The organism is Hymenobacter sp. AT01-02 (assembly GCF_000961955.2).
Lineage (GTDB): Bacteria > Bacteroidota > Bacteroidia > Cytophagales > Hymenobacteraceae > Hymenobacter > Hymenobacter mucosus.
In genome coordinates this window covers 1-18,376 of sequence record NZ_JZIR02000073.1, presented here as the reverse complement: position 1 = coordinate 18,376, position 18,376 = coordinate 1, and the positions used below count along the sequence as shown (strand labels likewise).

Annotated in this window: 15 protein-coding genes and 3 pseudogenes; 4 read left to right on the top strand and 14 right to left on the bottom strand. The window is 59.2% G+C overall.

The annotated features are described in order from the left end of the window. Window positions 1-68 precede the first annotated feature (68 nt). Window positions 69-2,522 (bottom strand): DUF349 domain-containing protein, encoded by a 2,454-nt coding sequence (locus VI25_RS18650; RefSeq protein ID WP_052695696.1) that lies wholly within the window; start codon window positions 2,520-2,522, stop codon window positions 69-71. Window positions 2,523-2,571: 49 nt separating this feature from the next. Continuing rightward, window positions 2,572-3,138 carry a YqgE/AlgH family protein gene (locus VI25_RS18645; protein WP_045690469.1) on the bottom strand — a complete coding sequence of 189 codons (567 nt, stop codon included), beginning with the start codon at window positions 3,136-3,138 and terminating at the stop codon, window positions 2,572-2,574. A gap of 259 nt (window positions 3,139-3,397) precedes the next feature. Here VI25_RS18645 and pdxH point away from each other — a divergent pair, with 259 nt between their 5' ends. From pdxH to VI25_RS18630, 4 genes are all read left to right on the top strand, one after another. After that, window positions 3,398-4,048, top strand: coding sequence for a pyridoxamine 5'-phosphate oxidase (pdxH, locus tag VI25_RS18640; protein ID WP_045690470.1), 651 nt, complete (start codon window positions 3,398-3,400; stop codon window positions 4,046-4,048). A 99-nt stretch (window positions 4,049-4,147) separates the two neighbouring features. Beyond that, a complete protein-coding gene (locus tag VI25_RS28630; RefSeq protein WP_316934366.1) occupies window positions 4,148-4,699 on the top strand; it encodes a DUF1015 family protein in 552 nt (183 codons plus the stop codon). Then, window positions 4,687-5,469: a DUF1015 family protein gene (locus tag VI25_RS28625; protein ID WP_316934365.1), complete on the top strand. Its 783-nt coding sequence runs from the start codon at window positions 4,687-4,689 to the stop codon at window positions 5,467-5,469. The genes VI25_RS28630 and VI25_RS28625 overlap by 13 nt, the downstream gene beginning before the upstream one ends. Then, on the top strand, window positions 5,450-6,061 hold the full coding sequence (locus tag VI25_RS18630; RefSeq protein WP_045690471.1) for a Maf family nucleotide pyrophosphatase: 612 nt from the start codon (window positions 5,450-5,452) through the stop codon (window positions 6,059-6,061). Before VI25_RS28625 ends, VI25_RS18630 begins: the two co-directional genes overlap by 20 nt. Window positions 6,062-6,069: 8 nt before the next feature. On the opposite strand, the gene VI25_RS18625 is transcribed toward VI25_RS18630, so the two are convergent. The 12 genes and pseudogenes from VI25_RS18625 to VI25_RS18580 form a co-directional block, all read right to left on the bottom strand. Further along, window positions 6,070-6,465: a DUF4259 domain-containing protein gene (locus VI25_RS18625; protein WP_055562729.1), complete on the bottom strand. Its 396-nt coding sequence runs from the start codon at window positions 6,463-6,465 to the stop codon at window positions 6,070-6,072. Between the two features lie 71 nt (window positions 6,466-6,536). Next, window positions 6,537-7,172 (bottom strand): flavin reductase family protein, encoded by a 636-nt coding sequence (locus VI25_RS18620; protein ID WP_045688601.1) that lies wholly within the window; start codon window positions 7,170-7,172, stop codon window positions 6,537-6,539. 80 nt (window positions 7,173-7,252) lie between these two features. Continuing rightward, on the bottom strand, window positions 7,253-9,043 hold the full coding sequence (locus VI25_RS18615) for an ATP-binding protein (protein ID WP_045688602.1): 1,791 nt from the start codon (window positions 9,041-9,043) through the stop codon (window positions 7,253-7,255). Between the two features lie 43 nt (window positions 9,044-9,086). Then, a complete protein-coding gene (locus VI25_RS18610) occupies window positions 9,087-10,253 on the bottom strand; it encodes a histidine kinase (RefSeq protein ID WP_045688603.1) in 1,167 nt (388 codons plus the stop codon). A gap of 44 nt (window positions 10,254-10,297) precedes the next feature. Further along, the gene (locus VI25_RS29010; RefSeq protein ID WP_410503444.1) at window positions 10,298-10,567 is read right to left on the bottom strand and encodes an outer membrane beta-barrel protein; all 270 of its coding nucleotides are present in this window, start codon (window positions 10,565-10,567) and stop codon (window positions 10,298-10,300) included. Further along, complete coding sequence (locus VI25_RS18605) at window positions 10,459-11,427, bottom strand: outer membrane beta-barrel protein (RefSeq protein WP_052695210.1); 969 nt, start codon at window positions 11,425-11,427, stop codon at window positions 10,459-10,461. The genes VI25_RS29010 and VI25_RS18605 overlap by 109 nt, the downstream gene beginning before the upstream one ends. Window positions 11,428-11,564: 137 nt before the next feature. Beyond that, window positions 11,565-12,064: pseudogene (locus VI25_RS18600) on the bottom strand (potassium-transporting ATPase subunit C). Between the two features lie 278 nt (window positions 12,065-12,342). After that, window positions 12,343-14,386, bottom strand: a pseudogene (gene kdpB / locus VI25_RS18595) (potassium-transporting ATPase subunit KdpB). Window positions 14,387-14,471: 85 nt separating this feature from the next. Then, a pseudogene (kdpA, locus tag VI25_RS18590) lies at window positions 14,472-16,171 on the bottom strand (potassium-transporting ATPase subunit KdpA). A 12-nt stretch (window positions 16,172-16,183) separates the two neighbouring features. After that, entirely contained in the window at window positions 16,184-16,261 is a 78-nt protein-coding gene (gene kdpF, locus VI25_RS29005) for a K(+)-transporting ATPase subunit F (protein WP_143436984.1), read from the bottom strand. Window positions 16,262-16,609: 348 nt separating this feature from the next. Continuing rightward, complete coding sequence (locus tag VI25_RS18585) at window positions 16,610-17,740, bottom strand: TlpA disulfide reductase family protein (protein ID WP_055562728.1); 1,131 nt, start codon at window positions 17,738-17,740, stop codon at window positions 16,610-16,612. A 135-nt stretch (window positions 17,741-17,875) separates the two neighbouring features. Further along, the coding region (locus VI25_RS18580; RefSeq protein ID WP_161806980.1) for a sigma-54-dependent Fis family transcriptional regulator at window positions 17,876-18,376 on the bottom strand (501 nt) is incomplete at its 5' end.

Sequence of the window (18,376 nt, the reverse complement as noted above, 5' to 3'; positions counted from 1 at the left end):
AATCTACCTACTAAAAAAGGGTCCTGGCGTACGCCAGGACCCTTTTTTAGTAGGTAGATTGTCAGGCACTAGCTGCGAACTGCTTTTAGCTGCTTCTTAAGGGCATCAATACGGTGTTGCGCTTCATCGATTCGGCCCTGGTATTCCTCCCGCAATTGGCTTGCGTTCTTAGAGCGGGCAAAAAACTCAAGGTTTGTTTTGAGCGTGGAGATATCATTCTCCAGTTCGTTGATTTCTCGCCGTAAGGATTGCTCCTTCTTGTAGAGCTGTTGTTGGGCATCGGGCGCTGATTTCAGCCGTTCGACTTGGAGATTGAACAATAGGTCAGTTCGCTCCGCATAGGACAAGCTGGGAACAGCATCCAAGTACTTGCCCATTAGAGCTTGAAATTTGTCCTCGGCGCGCTCATTACTCCGGGTGGTACCATCAAAAGCGCGCCATTCACTTACGTGCTGGCGGAAACCCTCAACGGTACCAGGAGTATCGGCCGAAACGGCAGCTACTATCTCCGACAGTCGGTCGAGGTACTGGTTTTGCTCCTGATTTACTTGCTGCACGTGGTGTTCACGCTGGCGAGTTTCCTCTTTTTTGCGGTCAAAGAACGAGTCGCAAGCGGTGCGGAAACGATTCCATACTTTATCCGACTGTTTTTCTGGCACCCGGCCCACCAACTTCCACTCTTTTTGCAGCCGAATGACGGTCTCGCGTGCTTCCTCCCAGTTGGTATTCTGCAAAGCTGCTTCCGCCTGCTCACACAACTCCAGCTTCCGCTTTAAGTTGGTATTCTTCTCTTCGTCGAGAGCCTTGAAGAACTGATTTTTGCGCTGAAAAAAGCCTTTGTACGCGCCCCAGAACTGCTTGTTCATCTGCTCCGCCTTGTCGCGAGGAACCAGCCCGGCAGCATCCCACTCTTCTTTCAGTTTCTGCAGCTCATCCGTCTTGGCTCGCCACTCGTTTACGCGCTCGGTTTGGAAATCACCGAAAGGCTTGAGCTGGTTTAATAGAGCTGTTTTGCGCTCCAAGTTGGCGGTTTCTTGGGTATTACGAGCCGATAAAAAGTCTTTCTTACGGTCGTGTACTTTTTCGGATGCCTGGAGGAAACGCTGCCATAAGGCCTCACGTTGTTCGTTGGGTACGGGACCTACGTGTTTCCACTCTTCGTGTAACTGGCGGAGTTCCTGCAGGGCTTTGTTGATGCTGGACTGCTGCTGCAGCGCTTCGGCTCGCGTAATCAGCGCTTCTTTAGCCTCTTGGTTCCGGCGACGGTCTAACTCCTTCATTTCGAAGAACAGACCACGGTTGTTATAAAAAATATCTAGGAGGGCGTGGTAGCTATTCCACAGTTCCTGGGCCTCTTTCTGCGGAACTGGGCCGGTAGCTTTCCAGTCGCTCTGCAAGGCTTTGATGCGTGCCGAGCTGTCTTTCGTCTCAGCCGACTCTACTAGCTGGCGCAATTGGGAAAGCAAGTATTGCTTGTGCGCCAGGTTTTTAGCCCGTTGCTCATCTTCTGCTTTGGCGTCGCGTACGCGGCTGTCACGAAATTCCTGAAATGCCTTGGCTAGCTCCTGGTGGCTAGCGGGACCCGCATAGGTGAAATCATCAGTAGCGTTGCCGGCATCTGTAAAGTGCTGGCGTGCGGTGTTCCGATCTGCCTGAATGGCCGCGTCGTATGGGCGGTAGAGGTCAAAGATTTGCTTGCGGTTTTGGCTGGCATCAGGACGACGGAGCAAGCCCAGAAGATGGGTGCTTTGCGTGGCCAAGTCCATTGAAGCAAAATCTACAGTCGGCGCATCCGGTACGTACTCTTCCTCGTCATCCGTAGCGGCCGCATCCGACGACGTGTGCAGAGAAGCCACGGTTGGAGCTGCTTCAAGGGCCGCCTCCGCCGCCTCTGTTGAAGACAACTCTACTACGGGTTTTACGTGCGGAGCTTCGGACTCCGTAGCTGCGGAAGTCTCACCAGTTAGGCTTTCAGGCTCGGGCGTGACCAGGGAATCTGAAGGCGTAGCAGGAGATGCTGGAGACCCGAACAAGGCGTCGGGCGTTGGGCTAGGAGTACTTGAGGAGGCCGCTTCCGTTGAAGCAGTGGGGTGCGTTGTGCCGTAGTGCGCCAGGGCTCGATCTTCGGCGGCCGAATGATCAGGCGTAGCAATACCAGTTGGCAGGTGCGTAGCAGACTCTGCGGCAGCACTAGCTTCTGGAGTGCCCGGGGTGGGAGTTTCCGCGGCTTCCGTAGCGGCTGCGTTTGGCTCGGCGGTGCCAGCTCCAGCGGGTTCAATGGGAGCTGGCTGGGTGCCTTGGGCTGGGCGTTCCGTGATGTCATCGGCAGCACCCGGCGCTACGGGAGCAGCGGGGGCATTGTTAGCTGGGGCCGCTGCAGATGCGGCAGGCGGAGTGACATCAGTGCCCGCTGGATCTTGCTGAGCGCGAATTTCGGCCAAGCGACGTTCCAAAATGCTCATGGGCGACTCTGAGGCATTATCAGAGTGGGAGGGGGCAGTGTTTTCGTTTTCGGGTAGCATACAGTTCAGGAGCAAGGGCCCAACCAAAGATGGGCAGTGGGTGGCGCGGCTAATTCAGACGAGGGTCTGTGGGGTAGTTGGACAGCATTCGGTAGCGGCCGCCTTTTTCGCGCAAAATTGATTGCCAAAAGGCATCATTATCCAAAGTAAATACTTTCCCGGCAGCATTGGGGTGCACTATCCAAACATTTTCCCGTACCTCTTCAGCTAGCTGGCCGGCCGTCCAGCCAGAATAGCCTACGTACAAACGTACCTCTTCGGGTGAGAGGTCACCGGTTTGTAACTCAGCGAGTAGCTGGCGGAAATCACCACCCCAAAAGACGTCCTGGCCCAGATCAACGGCGTGCTCTAGGCCGGGGCGGCGGTGCAGGTAGTGAAGCGTATCGGGCTGAACGGGCCCACCCAGCCCCAGCGGTAGGGTAGCCGGGGGGGTGGCGTCTGAGCCGGGTAGTTCCAGTACGTCGCCGAGTTGTAAGGTGGCCGGGCGATTTAGCACCAGGCCAAAGGAGCCTTCCTCCTCGGAGTGGTTGCAGAGCAGCACTACGGTGCGCTCAAAGTTGGGGTCACCCAGGAAGGGCTGTGATATCAGAAGACTACCAGAACGAAGACGTGGCATCGGAGGAAGTACATTTAGTGAGAAAGGATGGGAGAGGGTGGAGAGAACAGGGCGGGAGTGGTAATAGGTCCATCTGGGCGGGCGGGCATATCGGTGCCCGTGAAAGCAGAGAGCCTGTGGGCAGTACGTCTAGCAGGGGGGGGCGGGTTCCGCTGCCGACCGCATTATGCTACCTTGCACCCGATTTGGGTACGTTTCCCAAACTGGAACACTGCTCCGGGTGCCGGGCAGGCCTAGTTTTCCTTTTAGCTTTTTTTCTATGACAGATCAGCAACTGGCCGACCTGCGCCAGACGTACGCGCAACGCACCCTCACCGAGGCCGACGTGCACCCGGATGCTGTGCGGCAGTTTCGAGCCTGGCTTGATGAGGCGCTGGCCGCGCATTTAGACGAGCCGACGGCCATGACGCTGGCTACCGTGAACGAGGCCGGTCAGCCTTCGGCCCGGGTGGTACTGCTGAAGGGCTTGCCCGACGACCAGGGCTTTCTCTTTTTCACGAACTACGATTCACGCAAGGGGCAGGAACTGGCTACTAGCCCCCTGGCGGCCATTACCTTCTTCTGGCCCGGGCTGGAGCGGCAAGTGCGCATAGAAGGCCGGGTAGAAAAAGCGGCGGAAGCCGTGTCGACGCAGTATTTCCAGAGCCGCCCCCGCGGAAGTCAGATCGGTGCGTGGGCCTCGCCCCAGAGCCAGCCTATCCAGAGCCGGGAGGAGCTAGAGCAGCGCGAACAGGAAGTGGAAAGCCGCTTTGCTGGTCAAGAGCCGCTGCCCCGCCCCGAGCACTGGGGGGGCTACGTGCTGCGACCCCAGCGCGTGGAGTTTTGGCAGGGGCGCCCCTCCCGCCTGCACGACCGGATTGTGTACGAGCGCCACACCGATGGCTGGAAGCTAAGCCGCCTCGCTCCCTGATCTAACCAAGCTTGCTACGGCCCGGGCTGGCGTACGGTGCTAGCTGCCGGGAAAATTGCCTGTGCAGTTGGTCTCACTCCATCATCTCATTCTCAAAAATTGGCTGAAATTCAACCTGTCCGGGGCTGGCGCTACAACGCGGAGCTAAGTGCGCGCATCGACGACTACGTTTCGCCTCTGTTTGATGTCGTGTCAGCAAAGCAGCGGGAAGCACTCTACCGCAACCCGCTGAATAGTATTCACTTGTCGGTGCCGCGGGGCGAAGATGCGGCGGGTGAAGCCTTGCGGCGGCTCATGCAGTGGCAGGAGCAGGGCATTCTCCAACAGGATGCGTTGCCTGGCATTTACGTCTACTATCAGTATTTCCGGTTGCCCGGCAGCTCGCGCGAGTATTGCCGCAAGGGGTTTATGTGCCACATCCGGGCCTACGACTGGGCCGAGGAAGTAATACTGCGGCACGAAAATACGCTGCCGGCAGCTGTCAACGACCGGGCCGAGTTACTGAGCCGGACTCGTTTCCAAACTAGTGCCACCCATGGCCTCTACCGCGACGATGCGTTTGAGTTGGAGCGCTACCTCGACGAGGCCATGCTGGACCCGCTGTACCAAACAGAAGAGGACTACCAGGCGCGCGCGACGTGTTGGCCGTAATTCAGGATGCCCACGTCATCCGGCGGTTTCAGCATGTGCTGGCGGCTCGCCAAATCATCCTAGCCGACGGCCACCACCGCTACGAGGGCTCGTTGGCCTACCGGCTGGCGCGGCGCCAAGCAGCGGGGGCGGCTTATACCGGCCAGGAGGCGTGGAACTACCACCTGATGTACCTGACCAATGCCGCCGCCGATGACCTTCGCATTTTGCCTACCCATCGCCTGTTGCTAGACCTGCCCGAGGGCGTAAGCCAGGCAGAGCTGTTGACGCGCTTGCAGCCCTACTTTACGGTGCTGCCCCTCGATGACCCTTACGATTTGCCCGAGCGCATTGCCGGTAAGCCGTGGGCGTTTGGCTTGTATTTGGGCGACGGGCAGGCCTACAAGCTACGCCTGCGGCCCGAGGTGCACGCCCAGCTAGATTGGGATACCACGCCCGAGGTGAAGGCCCTAGATTTGACCGTGCTGCACTTTTTTGTGTTAGAGAAGGCCCTTGGCGTGGTCGGACCAGAAGCCCAGCGTCAGTGGTCAGGGGTAGCCTACGTGCGCAATTTTTCGGAGTGCCTGACTCGCGTAGATCGGGGGGAAGCCTGCGCCGCCTTTATTACCAACGAAGTAACCATGGATGAAGTGGAGCGAGTATGCCACTCGGGCGCAGTAATGCCGCCCAAGTCCACGTTTTTCTACCCCAAAACTATTGGGGGCTTTCTGTTTACGAGTATTCGCGACGAAGAAACCACGTCTCCCTTTTATGCCGCTTTCCGCTCCTGATTCCCTTGCTGCGCGCCCCCGGCTGGTGCTGGCATCTAATTCTCCCCGCCGCCGCCAGCTTCTCACTGAACTAGGCCTGGCGTATGAGGTGCGCCTGCGCGAGGTGGAAGAAGACTTTCCGGCCTCCCTGCACCGCCACGAGGTAGCCGAGTACCTCGCCGCTCACAAAGCCGCCGCCTACGCGCCCGACCTGGCCCCGGACGAACTGCTCATCACCGCCGATACTATTGTGTGCCTGGATGATGACGTGCTCAACAAGCCCGCTGATGCGGCCGAGGCGCGCCAGATGCTCCAGCGCCTGCAGGGCCGCGCCCACGACGTATACACGGGAGTATGCCTGTTGCACGGCGACGGCCGGCAGGTGGTCTTTTCCGACCGGACTCAGGTAGTGTTTCGAGCCCTGAGCCCGGCCGAAATAGCGTACTACGTGGAGCACTACCAGCCGCTGGATAAAGCCGGCGCCTATGGTGCCCAGGATTGGATTGGGATGGTGGCCGTCACTCGCCTAGAAGGGTCCTACTTCAACGTGATGGGGCTGCCCGTACATCGCGTGTGGGAAGAACTGGTGAAGCTAGGCGCGGTAGGCGTATAGCTCTCCTGTTAAGCAAGCCGCTCCAATAAGTTGGCTTGAGCGGCCTGCCACTGGGTAAACTCCGCGCTTTCTTCCCATAAGTCGCGCATTTCCGACTTCTGCAACACGGCCCGCGTGGCTTGCTGGGCGAGTTCTACTAATTCGTCCTCGTCGCTGACGTCCAGGTTATCGGCCCGGGGCAGCAGGTCATCGGGGAAGTCGGGCGAGGGCTGCCCGAGCCAGGCGGCTACCACCTCGGCGGCGGCCAGGGCCGCGCCGGCCGCGTCTACTTCTAGGTAGCCTTCTTCCTCCACGGCCGTCACAAGGGCTTCTAGCAGTAGTACCTCGCTGGGGTCTTCCCGAAATTCGGCTAAGAAATCGGCCGCGTCGTCGTTGTCAAAGTTATTGTAGCCCCAAGCACCCATAGTAACGGTTGGTAAGTTGTGAAAGCGCAAAGATAGGTGTCCCCGCCGGCAGATGAGGTACTAGCCCGGGTTTAGTCGAGGCGCTGGGGGCCCTGGCCAGCGCGGGCGTAGCCGTAGCGCACGGGAGCTTGCACAGCGTGGTAGCCGTCGAGCCCTGATACGCACACCGTACCGGCGGCTACTAGGTCCAGGGAGCCGTCGGGGCGGAGAACTTCTTCGGGCAGGTAGATGTGCTCAACCCGGCCAATCAGTAGCACGGTGCCGTTGGCCTCAATGGGCATTTCCTGCAACAACTCCAGCCCAATCTTGATGCGGCTTTCCTGCACGTACGGGGCCGAGAACCCATCTACGTATTCGGGCGTGAAGCCGCACGCGTCAAACTCCGATTCTTCCCGCGCAAAGTTGGCCGAGGTATAGTGGGCGGCGCCTTCTTGGCCGGTGGGCACGTGGTTGAAGGTGTAGCGGCCCGTCGCCCGGATGTTTTCGTAGGTGTGACGGGCCACGGTGGTGGGGCGCATAACAAAGCCCAGCAGGGCCGGGTTGGAGCCCAGGTGCAGCACCGAGCTGACAATAGCTAAGTTGGTGGCTCCGTGGGCGTCGGCGGTGCCTACCAAGTTGGCCGGTTTATAGCCCGTAATAGAATTTACGAGGTTCAGGCGAAATACTTTTTCCAGTCCGGGGAGGTCGGCGGCGGGGATGTGGCGCATGCAGGCAGGGTAAGAAGGGCAGTTGATGATTGCCACCTCCTCTACGCAGGAGCGGCGCAAAAGTCAGCCGTAGGGTTGCGTTAGGTGCTGAGGGGAAGCGAAAATGAGAAAGTGCTGCCCGTACCCAGTTCACTTTCCACCCAGAGCTGCCCACCCTGACTTGTGATAAACTCCCGGGCAATGCTCAAACCCAGGCCCGAACCGCCTTTGTAGCCGCTTTTGTCGGGAATCTGCACAAAACGCTGAAATATTTTCTCCTGGTACTGGGGCGCAATGCCGGGGCCATGGTCGTGCACGCTGATCTGCACCTGGGGCGGCGCGTCCGGGGTGAGGGCGGCGCGAATATGCAGCGCGCCCTGCTCCGGAGAGTAGCGAATGCCGTTGGCCAGCAGGTTGAGTAGTACCCAGGTGGTTTTCTCCACATCGGCGCGCACTGTGGGCAGGTAGTCGGGCAGTTGCACATCCAAGGTCAGCTGCTTGGGCTGCAATTGCAGGTGAATGGTAGCGGCGGCAAACTGCACGATGTCGTGGATGCGGGTGGGCTGGAAGTTGAGCTGAATGTTGCCCGACTCCAGGCGCGACACGTCAATGAGCTCACCCACCAGTTTCAGCAGCCGCTGGTTTTCCTGCTTGATGGTAGCCAGAATTTTCTGCTGCTCCTCGTTCACAATGCCCACCTTGCCGTTTTGCAGCAGCTTCAGGCTAAAGTTGATGCTGGACAGGGGCGTTTTCAGCTCGTGCGACACGGTAGCCAGGAAGTTGGATTTGGCCTGGTCCAGCTTCTTGTATTCTGACACGTTATGCAGCGTCAGGATTGAGCCCACGAACTCCGTTTTTTCCAGGGCCTGGTTGAAGCTCACCACGTCGTTTACGGCTACGCGGTAGTACGCTTCCTCGCCGTTTTGCGCCAGCGTGAGCACCGGCGCCGCCTCGGTGGAGCGGCGGGCGGCGGGCGTGTCGAGGTGGCGCAACAGCTCCCGGAACAAGTCGTTTTCCTGGGCTACGTCGTCGGCGGAGCGGTGAAGCAGCTGTTCCGCGGGGAGGGTCAGCAAGTTCAGGGCAGCCGGGTTAGCCAGAATGATCCGTCGGGTTTCATCGACCAGCAGCAGGCCCTCGTCTAGGTTATTAACCATGCTGGCCATGCGGTTGCGCTCGGTCAGGATTTGGGCCAGGGTAGAGGTGCGGTAGTCCTGCAACTGCACCAGTAGGCGGTTGAAGGCCCGCGCCACTGTGCCAAACTCGTCGTGGGTTTCTACGGGAATAGAGTTGGAGTAGTCCTGGTGGGTAGCGTTTTCGATGCTGGCCGAGAGCTTGCGCAACCCGCTCACGGCAGCTTCGGGCACGCTCAGCACAAACAACAGGCAGGTTAGGACCGCAAACGTGAGCAGGGCCAGCACGTAGCCGCTCTGCTGGGTAGCCAGACGGTTGGCGGCTTCATTTTTGCGCGTCAGGGCCTGGGTATTCACGTTCACCATGCGGTAGGTCAGCTGCCGCAACTGGCCCATGTGCGCGCGCCAAATCTGCGGCGCAGTAGTGTCAGAAGCCAGATACCGCTCCGTACTAGCCAGCTCACTAAACAAGGAATCGACCACCTCCTGCTCGCCGGGCTCGGTGACGTTGCCAGCCTCGCGGGCTAGCAGCTGCTCAAACTGTTGCTTGGCTTGCGTGTCCAGCGGTGCCTCCTGCGCCTGAAGCTGGTCGAGGGCCCGCAACATGTGCTGGCCCAGTTCCACGGAGTATAGGTTGTCCTGCAACACGTTGCGGGCGCTGCGGTCCAAGCGGTTAAGTGAGTACAGGGTAAACGCGCTGACGCCCAGCAGCAGGAGCAGCATGGTCAGGAACGCCAGCGTGATTTTAGTTTTAAGGTTCATGAGCGAAGGAGGGGTAGGAAGCCAGCGGCACCGGAGGGCAGCATTAGTAGGTCACCAGGAAAAGGTCCAGGTCGGTATCGGTGCGGGCTACCGCCCGGATTAGGGCGGCCGTGGTGCTCGGCCGGGATAGGCGCTGCCACCAGTGTTTCTCCCGCGTGACGCCGCAAATAAGCAGGGTAGCGCGTTTTTCCTGGGCCACGCGCAGTATCTCCGTCACCACCTCGTCCGACTTTATCCGCAGAATCTGGCCGCCCAGCTCGGTCACCAATTGCAAGTTGCGCAGCAGGTGTCGTTGGGTAGCCAGCCCGACGCGGTCGGCCGATTCGCGGGCGGTTTGCACGTACAGCACGTACCAAGTGGTAGTGCCCAGGCGGTCGGCGAGGCGGGACGTTTTGCGAATGATTTCGCGGGCTGCCGGAGCATTGGAGTTAATGCAGGCCAGTAAACGGTCGTGGTTGCGGCGCGTGGCGGGCACGGCGGCCACGCCCGCATCAATCTGCCGACTAAGCTGGCCGGCTACTTCCCGCAACGCCAGCTCGCGCAGTTGTAGCAAATTTTCGGGCTGAAAGAAGTTGCGTAGGGCTGTGGGTACCTTCTGCGGGTCGTAGATTTTGCCTTCCTCCAGCCGCGCCCGCAGCTCGGGCACGGTCAGGTCCACGTTCACTACCTCGTCGGCCAGTTTGAGGAGCTGGTCGGGCACCCGCTCGGTCACGTCTTGGCCCGTGATGCGCAGCACTTGGTCGTGCAGGCTTTCCAGGTGCTGAACATTAACGGCGGTGATGACGGAAATGCCCGCTCGCACTAGCTGTTCCACATCCTGCCAGCGCTTTTCGTTGCCGGCTCCCGGCACATTCGTATGGGCTAGTTCGTCTACCACCACCACCGAGGGGCGCCGCTGTAAAATGGCTGGCACGTCCATTTCTTCCAGCATTCGCCCCTTATAAAAAATACGTTTGCGCTTTACTAAAGGTAGGTTTCTAAGTTGTGCTACCGTGCCAGCGCGGCCGTGGGTTTCCACGTAGCCGAGCACGGCGTCTACCCCGTGCTGGCGCAGCTCCTGGGCCTCCTGCAGCATGCGGTAGGTTTTTCCTACCCCCGCGGCCAGCCCAATGTACACCTTCAGCCGACCGCGCCGCGGCTCCTGCACCAGCCGCAAGAACCGCTCCGCCGATTGGTCGCGCAACTGGGAGTCATCGTTGGAAGGCGTCATAGGGGGTAGGCGTTGCGGGGGTGGTTCTTGCCGCTACTTTCTTCCTAGAAAGAAAGGGCAATGCTGCTGGTCAGGTTGCCGTAAGAGTTGGTAGGTTGGCCGTTGCGGTCGGTGAGGAAATCCTGGCCGGAGTGGAACACGCGGCCTTCGACCCGAAAGGCCACGTTGCTTGTCGGTAGGTAGTCCAGGTTGAGGGAAGCGGCTTTCACTTGAAAGTCGGCATCGGTAGCGACGGGCGAAATCGAGGAAATGATGACGCCGTGGTCGGCATGGTAGTACTCCGCGCGGGCTGTGGCCGACCATTTCTCGGCCAGCTTATAGCGTACGAAGCGGCGCCGGTGTGCCAGGTATCGGCCTTACTGCCGCGGGCGGCCTGCTCCTGCTTGCCCACGTCGAATACGCCGGCCACGCTCAGACGCTCAGTGGCGGCGTAGCTCACGTAGAAATCGTGGAAGTAGCGGCGGCGTTTTGCTAGGTCCTGAGGCTGCTCGTTGCCGTAGAACGTGCTGCTGTTGATGAGCAGCTTTTCAGTGGGCCTCCACTGAAGTTGAGTTCCCACGGCCTTCTTCTGGTTGTTTTCCCGAATGTTCTGCCAGCCGTTGAGCACCAGGGCCGTGAGCGTTAGCTTGGGGTCTACTTCGTAGGTGAACCGGGCCCCGGCCTCGTAGTAGGGCGAGTTTTCGGCCATCAGGGAGCGGGTCAGGGTCCAGTTGTCCTTACTAATGGCCGACTCAAAGCCGATGTGAGAACCAAAAACACCCACGTCCAGCCATGCCTTCTGGAAAGGCCGGAAGCCGGCATAGGCTTCGTAGAGATGCTTAAGTACCTGGTCTTCGGCGGCGTAGTTGGCCGATACATAGGTGCCGGCGTGCAGGCCTAATGCTCCGCGCACCTGCCCGTTGTCGTAGCGTAAGCCCAGGACGGCATTGTTCACCGTAAACTCGTTCTGGCGGTCGTGGGAGTACAGAAAGCTTGGCCGGTCGTTGGTGGCGGCGTGCTTGATGTCGTAACCATAGTAGCCGTCCACAAAGCCATAGGGGGTAAGCGGGTTGGCAGCAGGCGTGGCCGGAGCCTCGGCGGGCGTTACTACCGTATCGGCCGCCACAGGCCGGGTTTGAGCCACCGCAGTGGAAGCAGCGAGTAAGCCGAGGGCAAGCAGAGAAATAGATTTCATGGGGAGAGGAGCGCCGCAAAGCGGTAAGGTGGCTCAGAAATGGGTAAAGAAAGGCATTATGATGGGAAGCCGAAGCCTCCCAGGAGGTCATCACTAGGCTGCTAAACAGCGGCGTAAACTGTGGTAAAACCGGTCGATTAGTGGCCGCTTCGTTCATCAAGGGCCACGTTCAGGCGCAGCACGTTTACTCGATCAGGTCCCAGAAGGCTATGTTGGGTATGCTGGGCTACCAGGGCCTGCACTCTGGCGGCGTCGAGTTGGCGGGCGCGGGCCACGCGGGCTACCTGCACGGCGGCGCCCGCAGGCGAGAGGTGTGGGTCGAGGCCGGAGCCCGAGGCAGTAAGTAGCTCGGCGGGCACCTGGCTTTGCTTACGCCGGGGTTCTGGAGCAGAAACGTATCGAGGCGGGCTTGCACCGTGGCTTGGTACTCGGGGTTGCTGGGACCTTTGTTGGAGCCCGCCGAGCCGGCCGAGTTGTAGTCAACCGCCGAGGGGCGCGACCAGAAGTACTCCGGACGGGTGAATTTCTGGCCCACATTATCGTAGCCCACCACGCGGCCCCGGTGACTGATGGTTTCGCCCTGACCGCCATTCGGGGCCAGTTGCGCCCCGGCCCATACCAGCGCTGGGTAAATCATGCAGCACACCACTAGAAGCACTAGGGTTAAGCGGAAAGCGGGAAGCAGGTGTTGTTTCATGGAAGTAGAAGCTAGAAAGCTCAGACTAGAGTTAGTACTAGTTCCCCTCCTCAGATGAGGAGGGGCTAGGGGTGGTTGATTACTCGCTGAACGATTCGGAGTTGGGCCGTTCAGGTAAACAACATCAGCACGCGGGTCAACCACCCCAGCGTCGGCTACGCCGCCGCGTCCCCTCCCCGCTTGATGCGCGGAATCATCTGAGGAGGGGAGTTTCGTTCTTACAAAAACAGTCCTACCAGCAAATCAATGGCTTTGATGCCGATGAAGGGGACGATAATGCCACCCAGGCCATACACCAGCAGGTTGCGGCGCAACAGGGCCGAGGCACCGATGGGCTTGTAGGCTACCCCGCGCAATGCCAGCGGCACCAGCAGCGGAATGATAATGGCATTGAAAATGACCGCCGAAAGAATGGCCGACTGCGGCGACTTCAGGCCCATGATGTTTAGCGCACCCAGGCTCGGAATGGCCACCATGAACAGGGCTGGCACGATGGCAAAGTACTTGGCTACGTCGTTGGCGATGCTGAACGTGGTGAGCGTGCCGCGGGTCATAAGCAGCTGCTTCCCAATTTCCACTACCTCAATGAGCTTGGTGGGGTCGTTGTCGAGGTCCACCATGTTGCCGGCTTCCTTGGCGGCCTGGGTGCCCGAGTTCATGGCTACTCCCACGTCGGCCTGGGCTAGGGCGGGCGCATCATTGGTGCCGTCGCCCATCATGGCTACTAGCTTGCCTTCCTGCTGCTCGCGCCGTATGTAGGTCATCTTGTCCTCGGGCTTAGCCTCGGCAATGAAGTCATCGACGCCTGCTTTTTCGGCAATGAAGCGGGCCGTAAGCGGGTTGTCGCCGGTGACCATCACCGTTTTGATGCCCATTTTGCGCAGGCGCTCAAACCGCTCCTGAATGCCGGGCTTGATGATATCCTGCAGCTCTACTACCCCCAGCACTCGGTCGTTTTCACTGACTACCAGCGGGGTGCCGCCGTTGCTGGCAATGGCCTCCGCGCGCTGAGTGGTTTCCTGGGGGAAGGGCTGGTTGGCCTTGTTGGCTAGCTGGCGGATGGCATCGGAAGCGCCTTTGCGCAGCCGTTGGCCGCCGGCCAGCGTTACGCCGGAGCTGCGGGTTTCGGCCGTAAACTTAATCAGCTCGGCGCCTTGTAGGCGGACTTGCAACTGATCGGGGTTTACGTGCTTTTCGCGGGCCAGCTCCACGATGCTCTTGCCCTCGGGGGTTTCGTCGGTGAGGGAGGACAGGGTAGCAAATTCAATGAACTGTTGCTCGTCGACCCCCGGTGCGGGCCAGAAGTGGGTGGCTTTGCGGTTGCCGATGGTGATTGTGCCGGTTTTGTCTAGGAGTAGCACATCAATGTCGCCGGCGGTTTCCACGGCTTTGCCGCTTTTGGTGATGACGTTAGCGCGCAGAGCGCGGTCCATGCCCGCAATGCCAATAGCCGAGAGTAGCCCGCCGATGGTGGTCGGAATCAGACACACGAATAAGGCAATGAAGGAGGCAATGGCAATGGGCGTGTTGGCGTAGGCGGCGAAGGGCTGCAAGGTCACGCACACAATGATGAACACCAGCGTAAAGCCCGCCAGCAGAATGGTAAGGGCAATTTCGTTAGGTGTTTTTTGCCGCGAAGCGCCTTCCACCAGGGCAATCATCTTATCCAGAAACGACTCGCCGGGGGCCGTGGTTACCACCACCTTAATGCGGTCCGACAGCACTTTGGTACCGCCCGTAACCGACGACTTGTCCCCACCAGCTTCCCGAATTACCGGGGCCGATTCGCCCGTAATGGCCGATTCATCGATGGTAGCCAAGCCCTCGATAATCTCCCCGTCGGTGGGGATGATTTCACCGGCCTCCACCAGGAATACCTGGCCTTTCTGAAGCTGAGAAGAAGATACCGAGGAGATGTTGCCTTTTTCGTCGATGACGCGGGCAGGGGTTTCCTCGCGGGTTTTGCGCAGGCTTTCGGCCTGGGCCTTGCCGCGAGCTCGGCAATAGCCTCGGCAAAGTTGGCGAACAGCAAGGTCAGAAACAGGACCATAAACACGGTGAAGTTATAGGCGAAAGAGCCTGGGCCGCATCGGACTTGACGAGCAGCCCCAGCGTCACGAGCAGCATCACCACCGTCCCAATTTCCACGGTGAACATCACCGGGTTGCGGAACATCACGCGCGGGTCGAGCTTGACGAAGGCCTGTTTGATAGCCTCCTGCACCAGCGCGGGTTGAAACAAAGATTGTTCTTTCGAAGACATGAGAGTGTAAAACTCAGAGGGTAGAACCTAGAGCTGAGAGAGGGTGCGTTAGAGCTAAGCCCTAGTCTCTCAACTCCCAAGCATGCTAATACAGGGAGAAGTGCTCGGCCAGGGGCCCCAGGGCAAGGGCCGGGAAGAAGGCCAGGGCGGCAATGATGACGATGACGGCCATTACCATCACGCCGAAGGTGGCCGTGTCGGCGGGCAGGGTGCCGGCGCTTTCGGGCACGTACTTCTTGCGGGCCAGCAAGCCAGCAATAGCCACCGGACCGATGATGGGCAGGAAGCGGGACAGCAGCAGCACTACCCCCGTGCTGATGTTCCACCAGGGCGTGTTGTCGCCAAGGCCCTCGAAGCCGGAGCCGTTGTTGGCGGAGGCGGAGGTAAACTCATACAGCATCTCGGAGAAACCGTGGTAGCCGGGGTTGGCCAGCCAGCCAGCGTACTCCTGGGGGTTGCTGGCGTAGAGGTGGGTAGTGAGGGCCGTGCCCGCTAGAATCAGCAGGGGGTGCAGCAGCGTCACGAGGATGGCAATTTTCATCTCGCGGGCCTCAATCTTCTTGCCCAGTAGCTCGGGCGTGCGGCCTACCATCAGGCCGGCAATAAACACGGCAATGATAAGGTAGGCGAAGAAGTTGAGTAGCCCTACCCCGCAGCCCCCGTAAAAGGCGTTGGTCATCATGCCCAGCATCTGCGTCAGTCCGGAAAGCGGCATGAACGAGTCGTGCATGGAGTTCACCGAGCCACAGCTGATAACCGTGTTGGTAATGCTCCAGTAGGCCGAAGCGGCCGCGCCAAACCGCATTTCCTTGCCTTCCAGCGCCCCCAGCTCCTGGTTCACGCCCAGGTGGCTGATAGCAGGGTTGCCCTGTAGCTCATAGTACACCGTAGGGGCCAGCAGCACCACGAAGCCCACCGTCATGACCCCAAAAATCATCAGGGCCAGCTTGCGGCGATTCAGGTAGAAGCCAGGGCAAATACCATGGCCATGGGAATGATAACCAGGGCGATGTTCTCAATGGCATTGGTGAGGTAGTTGGGGTTTTCGAGGGGGTGAGCCGAGTTGGCTCCGTAGAAACCGCCCCCGTTGGTACCCAGCTCTTTAATAGCCACCATAGCCGCCACCGGCCCGCGCGACACGGCCACGGAATCGCCCTGTAAGGTCACTAGCTCCTGCTTGCCTTGCAAGGTCATGGGGGTGCCGTTGAAGGCCAGCAGCAAGGCTACCAGCAGGGAGCCGGGCAGCAGCAGACGCGTGAGGCTCTTCAGGAAGTAGTTGTAAAAGTTGCCCAGCTTGTCGGTGGCGCGGGTTTGCAGGGCGTTGAATACCACCACGGCCGCCGCAATGCCGGTAGCGGCACTCACAAATTGCAGGAAGGTAATCACCACAAGCTGGGAGAGGTAGCTCAGGCCCGACTCGCCGCTGTAGTGCTGCAGGTTGCAGTTTACCAGAAAGGAAATGGCCGTGTTAAACGCCAGGTCCGGCGACATGCTGGGGTTTTGGTCGGGATTGAGGGGTAGGCTGCCCTGGGTAGAGAGGACCAGCATAGCCAGCAGAAACCACACGAGGTTGATGGTAAGCAGGGCTACCAGGTGCTGCTGCCAGCTCATTTCGCGGCGGGCATCAATGTCGGAGAGGCGGAAAATGCCGTTTTCTATGGGCTGCAGGAAATCCAGCAGGTTCTTCTCGCCCTTAAACACCCGGGCCAGGTAGTGGCCCAGCGGCAGGGCCAGCACCAGCGTCAGGAAATAAATGGCGCTGATGCCGAGTAGTTCGTTGATCATGACAAAAGGAGACTAGAATCGTTCGGGGCGCAGCAGCACGTAGCAGAGGTAGCCGAACGTGGCGAGGGACAGGAAAAACAGGGCGACCATCATGGCAGGAGACAGCGTTAGATGTGGTCAAAGAAGTCGACCGACTTGTAGAAGAGCCCGAACCCGGCGAGGCCCGCGGCGGTGAGAACTAGAATCAGGAAAGCAGGAGGCATAAGCGTTGGAATTGACGTGTGTTGTCCCTCATTGCCAATCCGAGCCCAAGCCGCTTTGTGTAGCATGCTGCTTGCTGTAGTCTTCTCGTAGTCAGTTGAATAATTTTTGCGGCGGCCTTTTACTGCTTGGCCTAGTAGCAAAAAACCGGGTCATTCTGACCCGGTGCGGCGGTCAGAATAACCCGGTATATGATCTTCAGCAACGCAGGAATGGTATCCGGCGCCAGTTATCGGCCTACTTGATGTATTTGGCCAGGGTAGCTTCCAGTTCGTTGCCTTTAAGGTTCGCGGCCACAATTTTGCCCGTGGGGTCAATCAGGTAGTTCTGCGGAATACCGCTCACGTAGTAGCTGCGTGCGGCCGCGTTTTCGAAGCCCTTCAGGTCCGAAACCTGGGTCCAGGGTAGTTTGTCGTCTTGGATGGCTTGGACCCACTTGGCGCGGTCTTTCTCGCTGTCTAGCGACACACCTACTACCTCGAAGTTGTGGCCCTTGTACCGGCTATAGGCCTTGACAACGGTCGGATTTTCCTCGCGGCAGGGACCGCACCAAGAGGCCCAGAAGTCAACCAGCACGTACTTGCCGCGGTAGTCGCGCAACGATACCGTTTTGCCCTCGGGAGTTTGCTGGGAGAAATCCGGGGCTTGGGCCCCAATGGCCACGGCTTTCAGGCCGCGTACCAGCTCCCCGTATGTTCGGCCTTGGGGGCTGTTTTTAAGCGTAGGGCTCAAGGCCTCGTACAGCGGACCCACCACGGTATACTGCGGCAGGTCTCGCATTTGCATATCTAGTAGTGCATGCAGGCTAACCCAAGAGGTAGGGTTGGCTTTGATAAAGGCATAATTGGCGGTGACATATTGCGTGGTCAACCCATCAAATTGACGTTTTACTTGCTCGTTGAAAGCCGGGTCCTGCCGCTGCTGTACCGTCGCTTTCTGCACGTCGGCCCCAAGGGCCTGAATGTGGGCAAGAATTGGCTTTGTCGACTCATTCAGCCGCGCATAATCCGTGTTGACAGGGCCGCCTTTTATGGTAGCGTGGGCCAATGAGTCGGGGCTGACAATTGATAGTGTGCCGGGCTCCAAAAATAGGTGGGCACGGTCTTTCATGGGATCAGATAAGCTCCCTAGACGACCCTTGGGCCGGAATATCAGGTCCGCCATGATAGGCGCGACGGTGGTCCCCTTCAGTTCAAACGTGCCATTTTTCAGCGTGGCCGAATCGGCTACTGCATTGTCCCGCAGCAGGTACACCTTGGCCGGGGCGTCGTGCTTGCCTAGGGTGCCTTTGACGGTAAAGTACGTTGTTGTTTGGGCGTTGGCTAGCCACGGTGTTATTAACAGGAAGCCAAGTAGGTGCTTGTGCATAGATAAGGGGCTAGTAGATATATTTCTCGGGCTTCCGTTTCCAGAAGCCGGCTTACGCAAGTAACAGATAATATCGTCTCTTTCAGCCGATAGTACCCACTACACAAGAAAGCCCCCACTAGCACTCTTCCTCGCCTACAAGCCGTACTCTTGAATCTTGCGGTATAGGGTTTTGGTACCGATACCAAGCTGGCGGGCCGCTTCCATCTTGTTGCCGCCGGTTTCGTGGAGCACCTGCCGGATCTGTTGTTTTTCTAGCGTGCGGAGGCTGCGGTCAGAAGCTGCATCGGTGGCCGGGGTAGCGGATAAATAGTGAAACTCCGCGGGTAGGTCATCCACAGTCAGTAGGTCGCTATCAGCCAGGATAGCGGCGCGCTCCAACACGTTCTTCAGCTCGCGCACGTTGCCCCGCCAGTCGTAGCGTTGGAGCTGGTGCAGTGCTTCCGGCTCCAGCCCGCGCAGGCGCTTGCGCAGGCGGGCCGCAAAGTACTGCAAGAAGTAGTCGGCCAGCGGAGCAATGTCTTCGCGCCGTTCATTGAGGCCCGGTACCAGCACCGTAAACACGGAAAGGCGGTAGTAGAGGTCGGGGCGGAAGTGGTGGGAGGCGGCTTCGAGCTTGAGGTTGCGGTTGGTGGC